This window comes from Nonomuraea sp. JJY05 (assembly GCF_043496855.1).
GTDB lineage: Bacteria > Actinomycetota > Actinomycetes > Streptosporangiales > Streptosporangiaceae > Nonomuraea.
The window spans coordinates 396,201-411,014 of record NZ_JBIEIS010000001.1; the positions used below are offsets into that span (position 1 = coordinate 396,201).

A 14,814-nucleotide genomic window follows, 5' to 3' on the forward strand; every position below is an offset into this window, starting at 1 on the left:
ATCTCCAGTCGTGACAACCCGAACCCCGGGTGAGACCGTCGAATCGTTGACGGCTGCTGATGGGGGTTCGACTTGGTCCCTGGTTACCGTGAAGTACGCCAGCTCGGCGCCGGCCGTACCGGCCGCGTGTTCCTCGCCACCTACCAGCAGACGGGCGCCTACGTGGCGATCAAGTACCTGAACGCCACCCTGCGCAGGGACACCGAGTTCATGGACCGCTTCCGGTCGGACACCCACGAACTCGTCGAGATCGACGATCCCAACGTCGTCCGGTTCTACGAGTACATCGAGACCCCCACCAGGGCGGCCGTCGTCATGGAGCTGGTGGACGGCGTGTCGCTGCGCACCCTGCTGGCCGAGCGCCGCGGGATCAGCCCGGAGGCGGCCCTCACCGTGCTGAAGAGCACGCTGCTGGCCCTGGCCGCCGCGCACGAGCGAGGGGTGCCGCACCGCGACGTCAAGCCGGAGAACATCCTGGTCCAAGCCGACGGCACCAGCAAGCTGGCGGACTTCGGCGTGGTGGTGCACGCGGAGGAGCCGGGCGTGCCGGCGGGCAGCCCCGAGTACATGTCGCCCGAGCTCTGGACGCAGGGCAGGGCGGGGCCGCCGGCGGACGTGTACGCGGCGGCGTGCGTGCTGTTCGAGGCGGTCAGGGGGCGGCCTCCGTACCGGGCCGTCAAGGAGGGCGAGGACGGTGCGCTGGACGTCCCGGCCGTGCGGGACAAGCACCTGGTGGAGCCGGTGCCGCTGGAGGTCGCGCCCGACTCGCTGCGCGACCTGCTCAGGCGCGGGATGGCCAAGGACCCGGCGGCCAGGTACGCCTCGGCCAGGCAGTTCGCGGCGGAGCTGGAGGAGGACGCGGTCGCCGGCTACGGCCCGGACTGGGAGAAGCGCGGGCGGCGGCACCTGGGCGAGCTGGCCACGCTGCTGGCCCTGCGCTTCCCGCTGGCCAGGACCGAGCGGACCGCCGGCGTCACGACCACCCTGCGGGACCGGGTGCTGCGGATGCCCCGGCTGCCGCCGCACCTGTGGGTGGCGGGGGCGACGGTGGTCGCCGTGGCGATCTCGCTCATGGTGTCGGGCGGGCGCATGCCTACCGGGCCCGGCACGATCCTGATGCCGCCGCCCAAGACGGCGCAGAGCGAGCCGGAGCCGACGCCCGTGGACGCGGCCACGCCCACCCGGACCCGGACGTCCGCGGCTCCCCGGCGCAGCACGCCCGCGCGTACGGCCTCCCCTCCCCCCAGCCCTCCTCCCACGGTGCGTCAGGGCGGGACCTCGGTGCCGCGCCCCACCGCGGTGCAGGCCGCCGGCATCGAGGGCTGGAACGGCACGGCGGGGGCGATCAAGGTCTCGGCGGACGGCACGGGGCCCGTACGGTTGCGGATCTCGTACACCCGGCGGGAAGGGGAGGGCGGGACGGCCCGGACGGTGCGGCGGGAGACGCGGACCCTGCGGGGGAGCACGGCTTACAGCACTGCTGTCACGCATGATCCTGGGGGTGTTTCCTGCGGGAAGCGGGTTTATATCGGGATCGTGGTGATGACGGAGCCGGCCGCGGGGAACGGGCCGCAGGTGAGCGAGGTCGCCGTCGACGGTCCCGCCTGCCCCACGCCCACGCCGACTTCCCACCCGCCTACGCCGACGCCGAGCGAGGAGCACAGCCGGACGGCCGTCGGGACGCCTGCGCCGTCGGAGGAATCCTTCGCCCGGCCGTCGGACGAGCCCACCGGACGGCCTTCCGAGGAGCCCATGATGCTCCTTTCGACGCCTGCGGAGGAGCCGCCCCTTTAGCGGCGTGGTTCGGCCCTCCGGAGGGGCCTTGTGAGGCAACCAAGCGTGCGCTAGCTTGGCAAGCGATGAGCGGTGACACCTCTGCGTACCGGGCCGCCTGCGAGCGCGGCGAGCTGGTCATTCAGCGCTGTACGTCCTGCGACCGCCGCGTCCACCTCCCCGAGGCGGCCTGCCCCTGGTGCGGTGGCGGAGAGCTCGTCTTCGAGCCGGTCGAGGGCGAGGGCGTCGTGCACACCTTCACCGTCGTGCACCGCTCGTTCGCCCCCGCCTACCGGGGCCGGGAGCCGTACGTGATGGCCTGGGTGGACCTGCCGGCCGGCGTGCGGGCGTTCGGGCACGTGGTGGGATGCGACCCCGGCGAGGTACGCGTCGGCATGCCGGTACGCGTGACGTTCATCGACGAACTCCCCCATTGGAGGCCCGCGTGAAGCTCGGCAACGTGCTCATCCCCGTCGCGAACCTGGACGAGGCGATCGCCTTCTACGGGCTGCCGGTGAAGTTCAGGGACGGCGACAGGTTCGCGGCGCTCGACGGCGGCGGGGTCACCGTGGCGCTGGCCGGGCCCGCCGAGCACGTCACGACCTCGGTCGCGCCGTCGTACAAGGTGGACGACGTGGCGGACGCCGTGCGGGAGCTGACGGCGCGCGGCGGCGAGGTGGTGCGGGAGCCCGAGAAGGGGCCGCATGAGATCCGGGCCGTGCTGCGCGACCCCTCAGGAAACGTCTTCGTGCTCTATCAGCCCCTCTGACTGGAGGCCTCCCCCATGGCGCGATCACCCTACGGCAACTACGGCCACGCGATCCTGACCGCCGGAGCGCTGAGCACGCCCGACCAGGTCGCGCTCACGTACTGCGGCGAGCAGAGCTTCACCTACGACCAGCTCAACAGGAACGTCAACCGCCGCGCCCACGCCCTCCTGGAGAAGGGGGTCGGGCCGGGCCGGCGGGTGGCGGCGCTGCTCAACGAGACGCTGCGGGTGGCCGAGGTCTACCTCGCGCAGGCCAAGATCGGGGCGGTGACGGCGGCGTTGAACCCGTACTGGCCGGTGGAGACGCTGCGTGACGTGGTGGCGGCCTCGGGGTGCACGGCGTTCGTGTACGACGCGACGGTCGAGGGCGTGGTCGGCCAGATCAGGGAGTCGCTCCCCGCCGTGACCACGTGGATCGACGTGCGGGAGCTCGAAGGCGACTCCGAGGAGGAGCCGCCGATCAGCGGCCGGTACGACGACCCGCTGGCGCTCTACTACACCTCGGGCACGACGGGACTCCCGAAGGCGGTCGTGCACACGCACGCGTCGTCGCTGGCCACGGCGCAGATCTGGCTGGACGTGCCGCGCGGCCCCGACTCGGTGTTCGGGACGGGCGCGATCATCTGGGGCATCGGCTTCCCCGCCATCGTCGGGCCCGCCCTGTACGCCGGGATGCGGCTGGTGCTGGAGCAGGACTGGGGCCCGGCGAACTTCCTGCGCGTCGTCCCCCGCGAACGGGTCACGCATCTCTCGCAGATCCCCTCGTTCTACGCGGCCCTGCTCGCCTCCCCCGAGCACGAGGACGTGGACCTGTCGTCCATCCAGGTGATCATGCTGGGCGGCGAGCCGCTGACCGCGACCATGCTCGAACGGATCAAGGCCAGGCTGCCGCAGGCGGGGGTGTACTCGTACTACGGCCAGACCGAGGCCCCGTACACGTGCATGGGCCGGGTGGACGACGGCACGACCCCGCTCGGCTCCTCGGGCCGCGCCCGCACCGGCAACGCGGTGCGGATCACCGACCCGAACGGGGAGCGCGTGGTCGGCGAGGTCGGCGAGATCAACCTGGCCGGGCCGCACCGGATGACCGGCTACGACGGCCTGCCCGAGCGCACGGCCGAGGTGCTGCGCGGCGAGTGGTACGTCGGCGGCGACCTCGGCACGCTCTCCTCCGACGGCGTGCTGCGCGTGCTGGGCAGGCGGGAGGACTCGATACTCAAGGGCGGCGTCTGGACGCAGCCGGTCGTCATCGAGGAGGCGGCCTCGGCGTTGGACGGCGTGGCCGAGGCCGGCGCGGTGGGCGTGCCCGAGGGGGCCTCCGAGCAGGAGGTCCTGCTGGCGGTCGTGCCGCGGGCGGGGCACACGCTGGACGCGTCCAAGCTGGCGCTCGCCCTGGCCGACACCCTGCCCGCCCATCAACGGCCCGACCACATCGTGGTGGCCGACGCGCTGCCGCACTCGCAGGACGCCTCCGGCGGCCCCGGCAAGCTGCTGCGCGGGAAGATCCGCGAGCTGCTCGGGTGAGCGCGTACGAGCACGAGGTCAAGGCGCTGCTCAGCGCGGCCGGGGTGCCGGTGCCGCGCGGGGTGGTGGTGGACGACCTGGACTTCGACCGGGCCGCGGAGCTGGCCGAGCCGCTGGTGCTGAAGGCGTTCGGCCCGGGACTGGTGCACAAGTCGGACGCCGGCGCCGTCGCGCTCGGGCTCTCCAGGAAGGACCTCGCCGCGCGGGCAGCCGACATGCGGGCCAGGCTGGAGGTCGCGGGGTTCCTCGTCGAGGAGCAGGCCGAGGCCGGCGTGGAGCTCATCGTGGGCCTGGTGCGGGACCCCGGGTTCGGGCCGGTGCTCCTGACCGGGCTGGGCGGGGTGTGGACCGAGGCGCTGCGCGACACGGCGCTGCGGCTCTGCCCGATCTCGGAGGAGGACGCGCGGCGCATGCTGGCGTCGCTGCGCGGGTCCTCCATCCTGTACGGGAGCCGCGGCGGCCCGCCGGTGGACGTGGACGCGGTGGTCAAGCTGCTCATGACGGTCGGCGGCCCGGGTGGGCTGTGGGAACGGCTCGACCTGGGTGAGTTCGAGCTGAACCCGGTGATCGCCGGCCCCTCCGGGGTGATCGCGGTCGACGCCCGCCACCTGCCTTCCCCGGGACCGACGGCGGGCGCGTCCGGTGCGGCGACGGACTTCCTGCCGCTCTTCGAACCCAAAGCCGTGGCCGTCGTCGGGGCCTCCACGACCAGGCCGAACTTCGGGAACATGTTCCTCGGCTTCTACCGGGCCGCGGGCGTCCCGCTGGTGGCCGTGCACCCCACGGCGACCGAGGTGGCCGGGGTGCCGGCCGTGCCGTCCCTCGCCGGGGCGGACGTGGACTACGCTCTCGTGGCCGTGCCCGCCGAGCGGTGCGCCGAGGTGGTGCGGCAGGCGCGCGGGGTGCCGTTCGTGCAGGTGATGAGCGGCGGATTCGCCGAGGTCGGCCGGCCGGACCTGGAGGAGGAGCTGGTCCAGGCGGCGCGGGCGGCGGGGACGCGGCTGCTGGGGCCCAACTGCATGGGCGTGTACAGCCCTCGGGGACGGCAGACGTTCGTGGGGGGCGGGCTCGGCCCCGCCGGGCCGGTGGCGCTGATCTCGCAGAGCGGCGGGCTGGCGGGCGAGGTGATCAAGGTCGGGGAGCGGCGCGGGCTGGCCTTCAGCCGGGTCGTCACCGTGGGCAACTCGGCCGACGTGACCCCCGCCGAGCTGCTGCGCTGGCTCGCCCGGGACGAGGAGACGCGGGCCGTCGGGCTGTACCTGGAGGATCCGCGTGACGGGCGCGAGCTGTTCGAGGCGTTGCGGGACGCGGATCTGCCGGTGGTGCTGCTGGTCGGCGGGCGGAGCGGGCAGGGGCAGGAGGCGGCCGCGTCCCACACGGGCGGCATGGTGAGCGACCGGCGGGTGTGGGAGGCGGTGGCCGAGCAGGCGGGCGCGGTGCTGGTCTCCGGTCAGGACGACCTGATCGGGGTGCTGGCGTACTTCCAGGCGCACGGCTCGCGCGACGCCTGCGGCGGCGTGCTGGTGGTGGGGCCGAGCGGGGGCGCGAGCGTGCTGGCGGCGGACGCGTTCGACCTCGCGGGGGTACGGCTGGACCCGCTGCCCCAGGAGGCGCTGGAGGCGCTGCGCGGGCTCGGGGTGGTGGCCTCCGGCAACCCGCTCGAAGTGCCGGTCGGGCCATTGGGGCGGGCCGGGCTCGTGCCCGAGGTGGTCTCCGCGCTGCTGCGCCACCGGCCGTACGGCGACGTGGTCCTGCACGTGAACGTCCAGGCGTTCTTCACGTACGGGGACGCGGCGGAGCCCCTGTACGCGTACGCGCGGGCCGTGGCGCAGGCGCAGGCCGCGCTGCCGGGCACCAGGATCACCCTCGTCACCAGGAACGGCGAGTGCGCGCCCCCGGGCGTCGAGGACGAAGTGAGACGGATCGCGGCGGCGGCGGGGATCCCCGTCTACCGCTCCATGGAGGCGGCGGCGGTGGCCGTCGCGGCTGGAGGGCGTTATGGGGTTGCTTGACGGCAAGGTCGCGTTGATCACCGGCGGGGCTCGCGGGATGGGGGCGGCGCACGTGCGGCTGTTCCTGGAGGAGGGGGCGCGGGTGGTGTTCGGTGACGTGCTGGACGAGGAGGGGAAGGCACTGGCCGAGGAGACGGGGGCCGCGTTCGTCCATCACGACGTGACGAGCGTGGAGGATTGGGAGCGGGCGGTGGCGACGGCCATCGAGCTGCACGGCCGGCTGGACGTGCTGGTCAACAACGCCGGGATCCTGAAATTTCGGCGCATCAGCGATATGTCAACCGAGGACTTCGACCGGGTGATCGGCGTCAACCTCAAGGGCACCTGGCTCGGGATCAAGTCGGTGATCGACCCCATGAAGGCAGCCGGGCGCGGCGCCATCGTGAACATCTCCTCGATCGAGGGCTACGTCGGCGCCGAGGGGTTGTCGGCGTACTCGGCGTCGAAGTTCGGGGTGCGCGGGCTGACCAAGTCGGCGGCGCGGGAGCTGGCCCGGTTCAAGATCCGGGTGAACTCGGTGCATCCCGGCGCGATCAACACCTCGATGGCGATGGATCCCGACCTGATGAACGAGGTCGACGCCGACGCCTTCGTGAAGTCCATGGTCATCAAGCGCTTCGCCAAGCCGGTGGAGGTGTCCCACGTGGTGGCCTTCCTTGCCTCGGACCGGGCCAGCTACTGCACGGGCAGCGAGTTCACGGTGGACGGCGGGCTGCTCACGGGCGCGGGCTACTGACTCGGGGCAAGGCTCTCACCTGGAACAGGGTAGATCTTTTTGGATTAAACCACCTTAGCTTGGACATTTCTGGCAGCATCTTTGACCAGCGGGTTCTTGGTCTAGGAAAGCTTGAACGTCACTTGGTGCTGGCTTGACCTGCCGAGACGGCACGGTAGCCTCGCTCATCACGGAAGACGACAAGCCTCCGGTTTTGTCCCAGTAGTCACGGGGTGTCCCTTTACCCGGGATCTATGCGGGCAAACCGGTCTTGCCCGGAAGGTGTCCCCAGACTTCCATGACGCCAGAGATTCAGAAGTACATCGAGCTGCTGGAGAGTCAGCTCGGGTATGCCGAAAAAGCAGGGGCGTACACCAAGTTCGGTGCCTGGTACGGCAAGAACGTCGAGTTCGACGCCGACTACAGCTCCGCCCCATGGTGCGACATGTACCTCTCGTGGGCTGCCCACAAGCTCGGGTACGAGGATTGGATGGGGCAGTTCGCGTGGACGGTGTCGCACGCGGAGTGGTTCAAGGAGCAGGGGGCGTGGGGCCACAAGCCCAAGCCCGGGGCGTTCGTCTTCTACGACTGGAGCGGCTCCAACAGCATCGACAACATCGACCACGTCGGCATCGTGACGAGGGTCGAGGGCGACACGATCTTCACCATCGAGGGCAACATCGACGGAGGCGTCGCCAAGCGCAAGGAACGTGACACGAGCAAGGTCGTCGGGTACGGCTACCCGGAGCGCATCAAGTCGCGCCTGGACGAGGAGGCGGCCCGGCAGCAGCGCGAGGCCCAGAAGAAGGCCGAGGAGCAGGCCGCGCTGAAGCAGGGGCCGGGCACCGACGTCGGCGTGCTCCAGTCCCCCGGGAACGAGCTGCTCACCTCCCTGATCCCCCGCAGCGAGATCGAGGAGCCCGCCCAGGCCCCCGAGACCGGCAGCTCCCCCGCGAAGAAGGAGCCTCAGGCCGCCCCCTCGCCCGCGCCCGCCACCCCCAAGGCCGTCACCGGCTCCGTCTCGGGCGGCGTGAGCGCCGAGATCCCCAGGCAGCCGAAGAAGGCCAAGCACGCCAAGCCCACGACGGCCGACACCACGGCGGCGACCGCCGAGCCCCTCCCCACGCACGCCGACGCCTCGGCCACCGGCCCGATGCCGGCCATCTCCTCTCCGACGCTGGTCGGCTCGGCCCTGGTGGCGGCCCTGGCACTGCTCGCCGTGGCCAAGACCCGCCGCCTGCGGACCGCCTCGGTCACCGCCGAGGCCACGGCGCCCCGCCCGGCGGCCAGCCGCCGCCGTCGCCGCCGCAAGCTCGAGGCCGAGCCGGTCCGTACGAGCCGCCGGACGGCCGCTCTCCAGCCCATCACCGCCCTGGACACCCTCAAGGCCACCACCGCCCTGGACGCCGCGGCCCTGGAAGCCCTCCAGCCCGCCGGGGCCCAGGACGCGCTCCAGCCGGCCGCGGCCTTGGACGCCCTCCAGCCCGCCGCGGCCCTGGACGCCCTCCAGCCCGCCGCCCGGTCCGCCGGACGCCGGAGGCGCCCGCTCGACACGCGCCCCTTCGACCTCGCCACGGACGCGCCCCGCCGCGCAGCCGCGGACGCCGACCCGTTCGACGCCTTCTTCGGCGCCCGGCCGGTCGAGCCCGCCCGCAGCGGGCCGGTCGAGATCCTGGTGGACACCGGGCCGCTGGAGCGCATCGTGGACACCGGGCCGTTCGAGCGCATCGTCATCCCCCAGGCGACCAGCGCGTTCGACGCCTTCAGCCCGACCGCCGGCCGGGGCGGCGACACGCCCGACATCGGCGCCACGTACCAGGGACGTCGCCGCCGCCTCGGGCGCCTCGCCGACGAGCCCGGCACGGCCGACCTCCCGCCGCGTGGCCGCCGCCACCGCCGTCCGGCGCCCACCCAGGGCGTGCACATCGGCGGCGCGCAGCCGTTCGCGCAGGACGCCCCGCTGGCGGGCCGCCGCCACGCCTCCGCCGGGTCCGCGCAGCCGCACCGGCACGAGGACGATCGCCAGCTGGTCGGCGCGGGCAGCACCGGCAGGGCCGCCTCCGGTCATCCGGCCAGGAGCACCGCCGGCCAGCCCGGCCGCAGCGCCCCGAGTCAGCCCGGCAGGAGCACGTCCGGCCAGCCCCGGAGGCGGGGACGCCACCGCGCGTGAGCGACCCTCAAGAGGCGCGCGTGAGCGACCCTCAGGAGGCGTCCCCCACCCCGTAGTCGGCGGCGAAGGCGGCCAGCCGGGACACCGCGTCCCGGCTGCGGCCCCAGGGCCGTACGATCAGCCGCTCCACGCCCAGCGCCGCCCAGGCGGGCACCTCGTCGGGCGAGGCCAGCGCGTACGCGTGCGCGGTCACCGGCACCCCCGCCCCCAGCCGGTCGAGCTGCGGCTTGATGGACTCAAGGGTGTGCGGCATGCTGATCCACCCGTCGCACAGCCGCGCGGCCCGGCGCAGCGCGGCGGCCGACTCCCCGCCCGCGAGCACCGGCAGCCGCCGCTGCACCGGCTTGGGCTCGAACGCGACCTCGGGAAAGGAGTAGAACCTCCCGGAATGGGTGACCACCGGCTCGCTCCAGAGCCGCCTGACCACCTCGATCGCCTCGTCCAGCCGGGCCCCCCTGGTGCGGAACTCGACACCGGCCGCCTCCCACTCGCCCCGGTACCAGCCCGCGCCGACCCCGCAGATCGCCCGTCCCGACGAGACGACGTCCAGGGTGGCGAACGCGCGGGCGGAGACGAAGGGGTGGCGCAGCGCGAGGAGCTGCACCGCCGTACCGAGCCTGACGCGGGAGGTGAAGGCGGCGAGCCAGCACAGGTACGCGGGCGCGTCGAACAGCGGCGTGCCCGGCTTGATCCCCGGGTCGGACGTGCCCGGGTAGTGGGCGAGCGACAGGTCGGTGGCGAAGACGAGGTGCTCGGGCAGCCACACCGACTCGAACCCCAGCTCGTCCGCCGCCACCGCCACGTCCTTCCACGCGGCCGGATGCACCAGACCGAGCGGCACCCCGAACTTCACGGCCACCTCCGCGGGTCGCCGCCCAGGAGGGCGGTGCGGACGCGTTCCCGGTGCGCCGCCGTGGTGCCGTACGCGGCCGACAACGACCAGGCCCGCGCGAGCCAGAACCGCAGGTCCAGCTCCTCGGTGTAGCCGATCGCCCCGTGAACCTGCAGCGCCACCCGGGCCGCGAGCACGGCGGCCTCGCCGGCGGCGGCCTTGGCGGCGCTCACGTCCCGTTCGGCGCTCTCTACGGCCCGGTCCACCGACAGGGCCGCCCGGTGCACCAGCGGCGCGGCGAACTCCACCGCCACGGCCGCGTCGGCGAGCTGGTGCTTGACCGCCTGGAACGACCCGATCGCCGCGCCGAACTGCGTCCGGACCCGCGCGTAGGCGACGGTGACCGCAAGCAGCTCCCTGGCGACCCCGATGAGCTGCGCCGCCGTCGCCACCGTGGCCCGCCGCAGGGCCGGCGCGGCCTTCGACGAGTCCGAGCCGCCCAGCTCCTCGGACTCCTCGAAGGCCACCTCGAACACGGGACGGCACGGGTCAGTCCCGGTCCTGGGCACCAGGCGTACGGACTCCCTGGCGACCAGGCGCCACCCGTCGTCCCGGGCCACCAGCAACAGGTCGGCCAGGTCGGCGTCCGGCGCGTACGCCTGCCCCGGCGGCAGCACGGCGACGCGCAGGGCGCCGGAGGCCAGCTTGGGGTGGTCCGGCAGCAGGTACGGCGCCACCACGGCGGTCTCGACGACGGGCCCCGGCAGGCACGCCCGCCCGGTCTCCTCCAGCGCGGGCAGGACGTCGGCCAGCCCGAGCCCCAGCCCGTCGGACTCGGGAGGCACCAGCAGGCCGAAGAACCCCAGCGCGGCCAGTTGCTCCCAGCCCGCGCGCCGCTCGGACCGCAGCGCGGCCGGTGGGCAGTGCGCCCGCAGCACGTCCCGCACCGTGGCGGCCAGCGCGAGCTGCTCGTCGGTGAATCCGAAGTTCATCGTGGCAGCCCCAGGACCCGCTCGGCGATGATGTTGCGCTGGATCTCGTTCGTGCCCGCGTAGATGGGCCCGGCCAGCGAGAACAGGAAACCGTCCAGCCAGCCCTCCTCCCCCGCCCGGTCGCCCAGCAGTTCCATGGCGAGGGCGTGCATGCGCAGGTCCAGCTCGGACCAGAACACCTTCCCCATGCTGGCGGCGGACCCGATCTCCTCCCCCGCCATGAGCCGCCGCGCCGTCGCGAACGTGTGCAGCCGGTACGCCTCCGCCTCGACCCAGCACCTGGCGGCCCGGTCGGCCGCCACGGGGTCGCCCGAGGAGCGGGCCAGCTCGACCAGCCGGTCGGCCGTGGCCAGGAAGCGGCCGGGGCTGCGCAGGGTGAGGCCGCGTTCGGAGGACGTGGTGGCCATCGCCACCCGCCAGCCCTCGCCGACCTCGCCGAGCACCATCGAATCGGCCGTGAACACCCCGTCGAAGTGCAGCTCCGCGAACCCCGGCAGCCCGTCGAGCTGCGCGATCGGCCGCACGGCGACCTCCGAGAGGGGGAAGAGGAAGTACGTCAGCCCCTTGTGCCGCGTCCCCGACGTGCGGAACAGGCCGAACCCGTGCGTGGCGTAGGCGGCCCGCGAGCTCCACGTCTTGTGCCCGTACAGGCGCCAGCCGCCGGGCACCGGCTCGGCGCGGGAGGTGAGGGCGGCCAGGTCGCTGCCCGCCTCCGGCTCCGACCAGGCCTGGGCCCACACGTCGTCGCCTCTGGCCATCCTCGGGAGCCAGCGCCTGCGCTGCTCGGGCGTGCCGAAGCGCATCAGCGAGGGGCCCAGCAGGAAGATGCCGTTCTGGGTGAGCCGAGCGGGGGCTCCGGCGGCCCAGTACTCCTCCTCGAAGATCAGCCACTCGATCAGGGAGGCGCCGCGCCCGCCGTACTCCTCGGGCCAGGAGACGACGGACAGCCGCAGGTCCGCCAGCAGCGCCTCCCAGGCGCGGTGTGCGGCGAAGCCCTCGGGGGTGTCCATGGACGGCAGCGATCCCGGCACGTGCGCGCGCAGCCAGTCGCGAACCTCGGCACGGAAGCCCTGCTCGGCCGGGGAGAAGACGAGATCCACATAACCAACCTAGCGCACGCTTGGTAACCCGAACAGCGGTTCATGGACATAGTCTGTTGGCCATGCAGGGACTGCTGCTGAAGCTGTCCACGCTCGACGCCGACGCGGAGAGCGCGGTGCGGGTGATCGCCTACTTCGACTCGCTGCTTCGCGACCACGTGAGCGTGCCCACGCTGCTCGCGGCCACGGCGCGGCTGGCGCAGTGCCCGGTCGGGCTGCTCGACGCGGCCACCGGCCGCCGCACCCGCACCTCGCCCCGCGGCGCCGTGGACACGCCCGCCGAGGCGCCAGCCCAGGTCAGAGAGCTGAGCGACGGGCTCGGGGCGGTCTGGATGGAGCGCGAGGGGCCGGCGCACGGGCTCGACGAGATCGTCCTCGAACGGTACGCGGTGGCGGCCGAGGTGACCCTGGAACGCGCGGCCGCGCTGGCGCGGTCGGGGCAGGACCCCGCGCTGGTGGAGCTGGTGCTGTCGGCCGAGACCGACGAGGCCGAACGCGCCCGCGCCCTGCGCCTGCTCGGCTTCGCCCCCTCCGCCCCGCTGCAGGCCCTGGCGATCGCCCTGCCGGACCGGGGGCTGGCCGCCGGCCTGCGCGCCATGGGTCACCAGGTGCGCGCCACCAGGATCGGCGACACGGAGGCGGTCCTGGTGGCGACCACCCTGCCCCGCGACCTTCCCGAGGGGTCGCGGGTGGGCATCGGACCCGAGCTGCCGGGCGCGCGGGCGGCCGAGTCGTGGGCCGGCGCGCGGACCGCGCTCCGCTTCACCGGCCCGCACGATCGCGTGATGCGCTGGTCGGAGCTGGGCGCCCTGGCTCTGTTCGCCGACCTGCCGGAGCCGGCGGTCGCGGGGCTGGCCGACGTCCGGGCGATGGAGCGGCTCGGCGAGGAGTCGCTGGCGGCGGTGCGGGCGCTGTGCCTGGCGGGCTCGGTCCGCGGCGCGGCCGCCACCGTGCACCTGCACCACAGCTCGATGGCCGCGCGCATCGCCCGGGCCGAGTCCGTGCTGGGCTTCTCGCTCGCCGACGCGGCCGGCCGCCTGCGCGCCCACCTGGCCCTCGCCCTGGTACGGCTGCGCGCCAACCTCAGGTCCGGCACGCCCGCTTGATCCCCTAGAGCCCACTGTTGAGCCCCTAGAGCCCGCGGTTGAGCCCTTAGAGCCCGTACGCCCGCTTGAGCGCCGCCAGCCGGGCCGCCCGCGCCCGCTTGGAGAGCTCGGCGTCCGGGACCATCCCGTCGAAGCCGTGGAAGGCCCCCGGGTAGAGGTGGAGCTCGGTGGACACGCCCGCCTGCGACAGCCGCAGCGCGTAGTCGACGTCCTCGTCCCTGAACACCTCCAGCTCACCGACGTCGATGAACGCCGGCGGCAGCCCGGCCAGATCCGTGGCCCTGGCGGGGGCCGCGTACGGGGGCACGTCGTCGGTGCCGATCCGGTCGCCCAGCAGGGCGGTCCAGCCGAAGAGGTTCGCGCTCCGGTCCCAGACCACGGCCTCGGTGAACTCGTGGCTGGACGGGGTGATGTTGCGGTCGTCCAGCATCGGGCAGACGAGCAGCTGGAACGCCACGTCGGGGCCGCCCCGGTCGCGGGCCAGCAGCACGGTCGCGGCGGCCAGCCCACCGCCCGCGCTGGCGCCGCCGACCACGATCCTGGCCGGGTCGATGCCCAGCTCGCCGGCCGCCTTGGCGGTCCACACCAGCCCGGCGTAGCAGTCCTCGACCGGCGCTGGATGGGGATTCTCGGGCGCCAGCCGGTAGTCGACGGAGACCGCCACGCACCCGAGCTCCTCGACGTAGCCGATCATCATCGCCTCGTCGATCTCGGGCGTGCCGATGATCATCCCCCCGCCGTGGATCCAGTACAGACCCGGCCGCCCCTCGGCGTCGCCCGCCGGGCGGTAGATCCGTACCCGCACGTCGGGAGCGCCGTCGGGGCCCGGCACGTGCCGGTCCTCGATCACCACGTCGGTGTCGGCCGGCGGCGCGGCGGCGAGGAACGCGTTGATCTGCGCCCGGTGCCCGGGCAACTCCTCGGGCGTCAGGTTCGCCGTGTCGAACGCCGGGAGCGGAGTCCGCTCGAGAAAGGCGCGGATCTCAGGGTCGAGGTTGGGGTGGAATGCCATCTGTTATCCCTTCCATGGGGCCACTCCTCGATGGTCAGAGCCCGCGCCGCGGCAAACAACCGCCATCCGGCGGCGATTCCGCTTCTCAGCCCCGCCGTTCGGCGAGGACGTCGAGGACGCGCTCCGCGAGAGGCGCTGCGCTGGCCGGGTTCTGGCCGGTGGCGAGCCTGCCGTCCACCACGACCTGAGCCTGCCAGTTGGCGCCCGGCTCGTGCGCGGCGCCACGCTCGACCAGTTTGTCCGCCAGCAGGAACGGCACCACGTCGGCCACGCCGCGCAGCCGCTCCTCCTCGTTGGTGAAGGCCGCCACCCGCTTGCCCGCCACCAGGTACGAGCCGTCGGAGAGGGTCAGGTTCACCAGCGCGGACGGGCCGTGGCAGACCGCCGCCACCACTCCGCCCCGCTCGTACACCTCGCGGCCGACGCGGATGACGTCCGGGTCGTCGGGGAAGTCCCACATGGTGCCGTGGCCTCCGGCGTAGAGCACGGCGTCGTAGCGGGAGGCGTCGACGTCCGCGAGGCGGTCGGTGTCCCGCTGCCCGAGCTCGGCGAGGAAGGCCACCTGGGTCTGGTCGCCCGCGTCGAACCCGTCCTGGGGCGGCCGCCCGCCCCGCACGCTGGCGACGTCCACCTCGTAGCGGGCCTTGCGGAAGATCTCCCAGGGGTGGGCCGCCTCCGGCACGTAGTATCCGGTCCGCTCCACGCCGCCGAGGTCGTCATGGCTGGTCAGAGCTATCAGAATGCGCTTGTTCATGTCTCACATCGTCGCCCTGGCCCGCCATAAGTAACAAATAACGAAATATCGCCTT

At 73.5% G+C, this 14,814-nt stretch carries 13 protein-coding genes; 8 read left to right on the plus strand and 5 right to left on the minus strand.

Going from position 1 to position 14,814, the window contains the following annotated elements; all coding sequences use genetic code 11:
- Positions 1–72 precede the first annotated feature (72 nt).
- The 7 genes from ACFKCF_RS01850 to ACFKCF_RS01880 all read left to right on the plus strand — a co-directional run bounded on the left by ACFKCF_RS01850 (position 73) and on the right by ACFKCF_RS01880 (position 8,963).
- Complete coding sequence (locus ACFKCF_RS01850; RefSeq protein WP_394489893.1) at positions 73–1,794, plus strand: protein kinase; 1,722 nt, start codon at positions 73–75, stop codon at positions 1,792–1,794.
- A gap of 65 nt (positions 1,795–1,859) precedes the next feature.
- A complete protein-coding gene (locus ACFKCF_RS01855; protein WP_394489895.1) occupies positions 1,860–2,222 on the plus strand; it encodes a Zn-ribbon domain-containing OB-fold protein in 363 nt (120 codons plus the stop codon).
- Positions 2,219–2,542: a VOC family protein gene (locus ACFKCF_RS01860; RefSeq protein WP_394489897.1), complete on the plus strand. Its 324-nt coding sequence runs from the start codon at positions 2,219–2,221 to the stop codon at positions 2,540–2,542. Before ACFKCF_RS01855 ends, ACFKCF_RS01860 begins: the two co-directional genes overlap by 4 nt.
- A 15-nt stretch (positions 2,543–2,557) precedes the next feature.
- A complete protein-coding gene (locus tag ACFKCF_RS01865) occupies positions 2,558–4,066 on the plus strand; it encodes a class I adenylate-forming enzyme family protein (protein ID WP_394489899.1) in 1,509 nt (502 codons plus the stop codon).
- On the plus strand, positions 4,063–6,078 hold the full coding sequence (locus tag ACFKCF_RS01870) for an acetate--CoA ligase family protein (RefSeq protein ID WP_394489901.1): 2,016 nt from the start codon (positions 4,063–4,065) through the stop codon (positions 6,076–6,078). The genes ACFKCF_RS01865 and ACFKCF_RS01870 overlap by 4 nt, the downstream gene beginning before the upstream one ends.
- Positions 6,065–6,814 (plus strand): glucose 1-dehydrogenase, encoded by a 750-nt coding sequence (locus tag ACFKCF_RS01875; RefSeq protein ID WP_394489903.1) that lies wholly within the window; start codon positions 6,065–6,067, stop codon positions 6,812–6,814. Before ACFKCF_RS01870 ends, ACFKCF_RS01875 begins: the two co-directional genes overlap by 14 nt.
- A 277-nt stretch (positions 6,815–7,091) precedes the next feature.
- Positions 7,092–8,963 (plus strand): CHAP domain-containing protein, encoded by a 1,872-nt coding sequence (locus tag ACFKCF_RS01880; RefSeq protein ID WP_394489905.1) that lies wholly within the window; start codon positions 7,092–7,094, stop codon positions 8,961–8,963.
- A 31-nt stretch (positions 8,964–8,994) separates the two neighbouring features.
- Here the strand turns inward: ACFKCF_RS01880 and ACFKCF_RS01885 are convergent, their stop codons facing one another.
- The 3 genes from ACFKCF_RS01885 to ACFKCF_RS01895 are packed head-to-tail and all read right to left on the minus strand — an operon-like array spanning position 8,995 to position 11,887.
- A complete protein-coding gene (locus ACFKCF_RS01885; RefSeq protein ID WP_394489907.1) occupies positions 8,995–9,816 on the minus strand; it encodes a TIGR03619 family F420-dependent LLM class oxidoreductase in 822 nt (273 codons plus the stop codon).
- Positions 9,813–10,787: an acyl-CoA dehydrogenase family protein gene (locus ACFKCF_RS01890; protein ID WP_394489909.1), complete on the minus strand. Its 975-nt coding sequence runs from the start codon at positions 10,785–10,787 to the stop codon at positions 9,813–9,815. Before ACFKCF_RS01890 ends, ACFKCF_RS01885 begins: the two co-directional genes overlap by 4 nt.
- Positions 10,784–11,887, minus strand: a complete 1,104-nt coding sequence (locus ACFKCF_RS01895; protein ID WP_394489911.1) for an acyl-CoA dehydrogenase family protein — start codon at positions 11,885–11,887, stop codon at positions 10,784–10,786. The genes ACFKCF_RS01890 and ACFKCF_RS01895 overlap by 4 nt, the downstream gene beginning before the upstream one ends.
- A gap of 62 nt (positions 11,888–11,949) precedes the next feature.
- On the opposite strand from ACFKCF_RS01895, the gene ACFKCF_RS01900 reads away from it, so the two are divergent.
- Positions 11,950–12,993, plus strand: coding sequence for a helix-turn-helix domain-containing protein (locus tag ACFKCF_RS01900; RefSeq protein WP_394489913.1), 1,044 nt, complete (start codon positions 11,950–11,952; stop codon positions 12,991–12,993).
- 46 nt (positions 12,994–13,039) lie between these two features.
- Here the strand turns inward: ACFKCF_RS01900 and ACFKCF_RS01905 are convergent, their stop codons facing one another.
- Both ACFKCF_RS01905 and ACFKCF_RS01910 read right to left on the minus strand, forming a co-directional pair.
- On the minus strand, positions 13,040–14,005 hold the full coding sequence (locus tag ACFKCF_RS01905; protein WP_394489915.1) for an alpha/beta hydrolase: 966 nt from the start codon (positions 14,003–14,005) through the stop codon (positions 13,040–13,042).
- A gap of 85 nt (positions 14,006–14,090) precedes the next feature.
- Complete coding sequence (locus ACFKCF_RS01910; protein WP_394489917.1) at positions 14,091–14,759, minus strand: type 1 glutamine amidotransferase domain-containing protein; 669 nt, start codon at positions 14,757–14,759, stop codon at positions 14,091–14,093.
- Between the last annotated feature and the right edge of the window lie 55 nt (positions 14,760–14,814).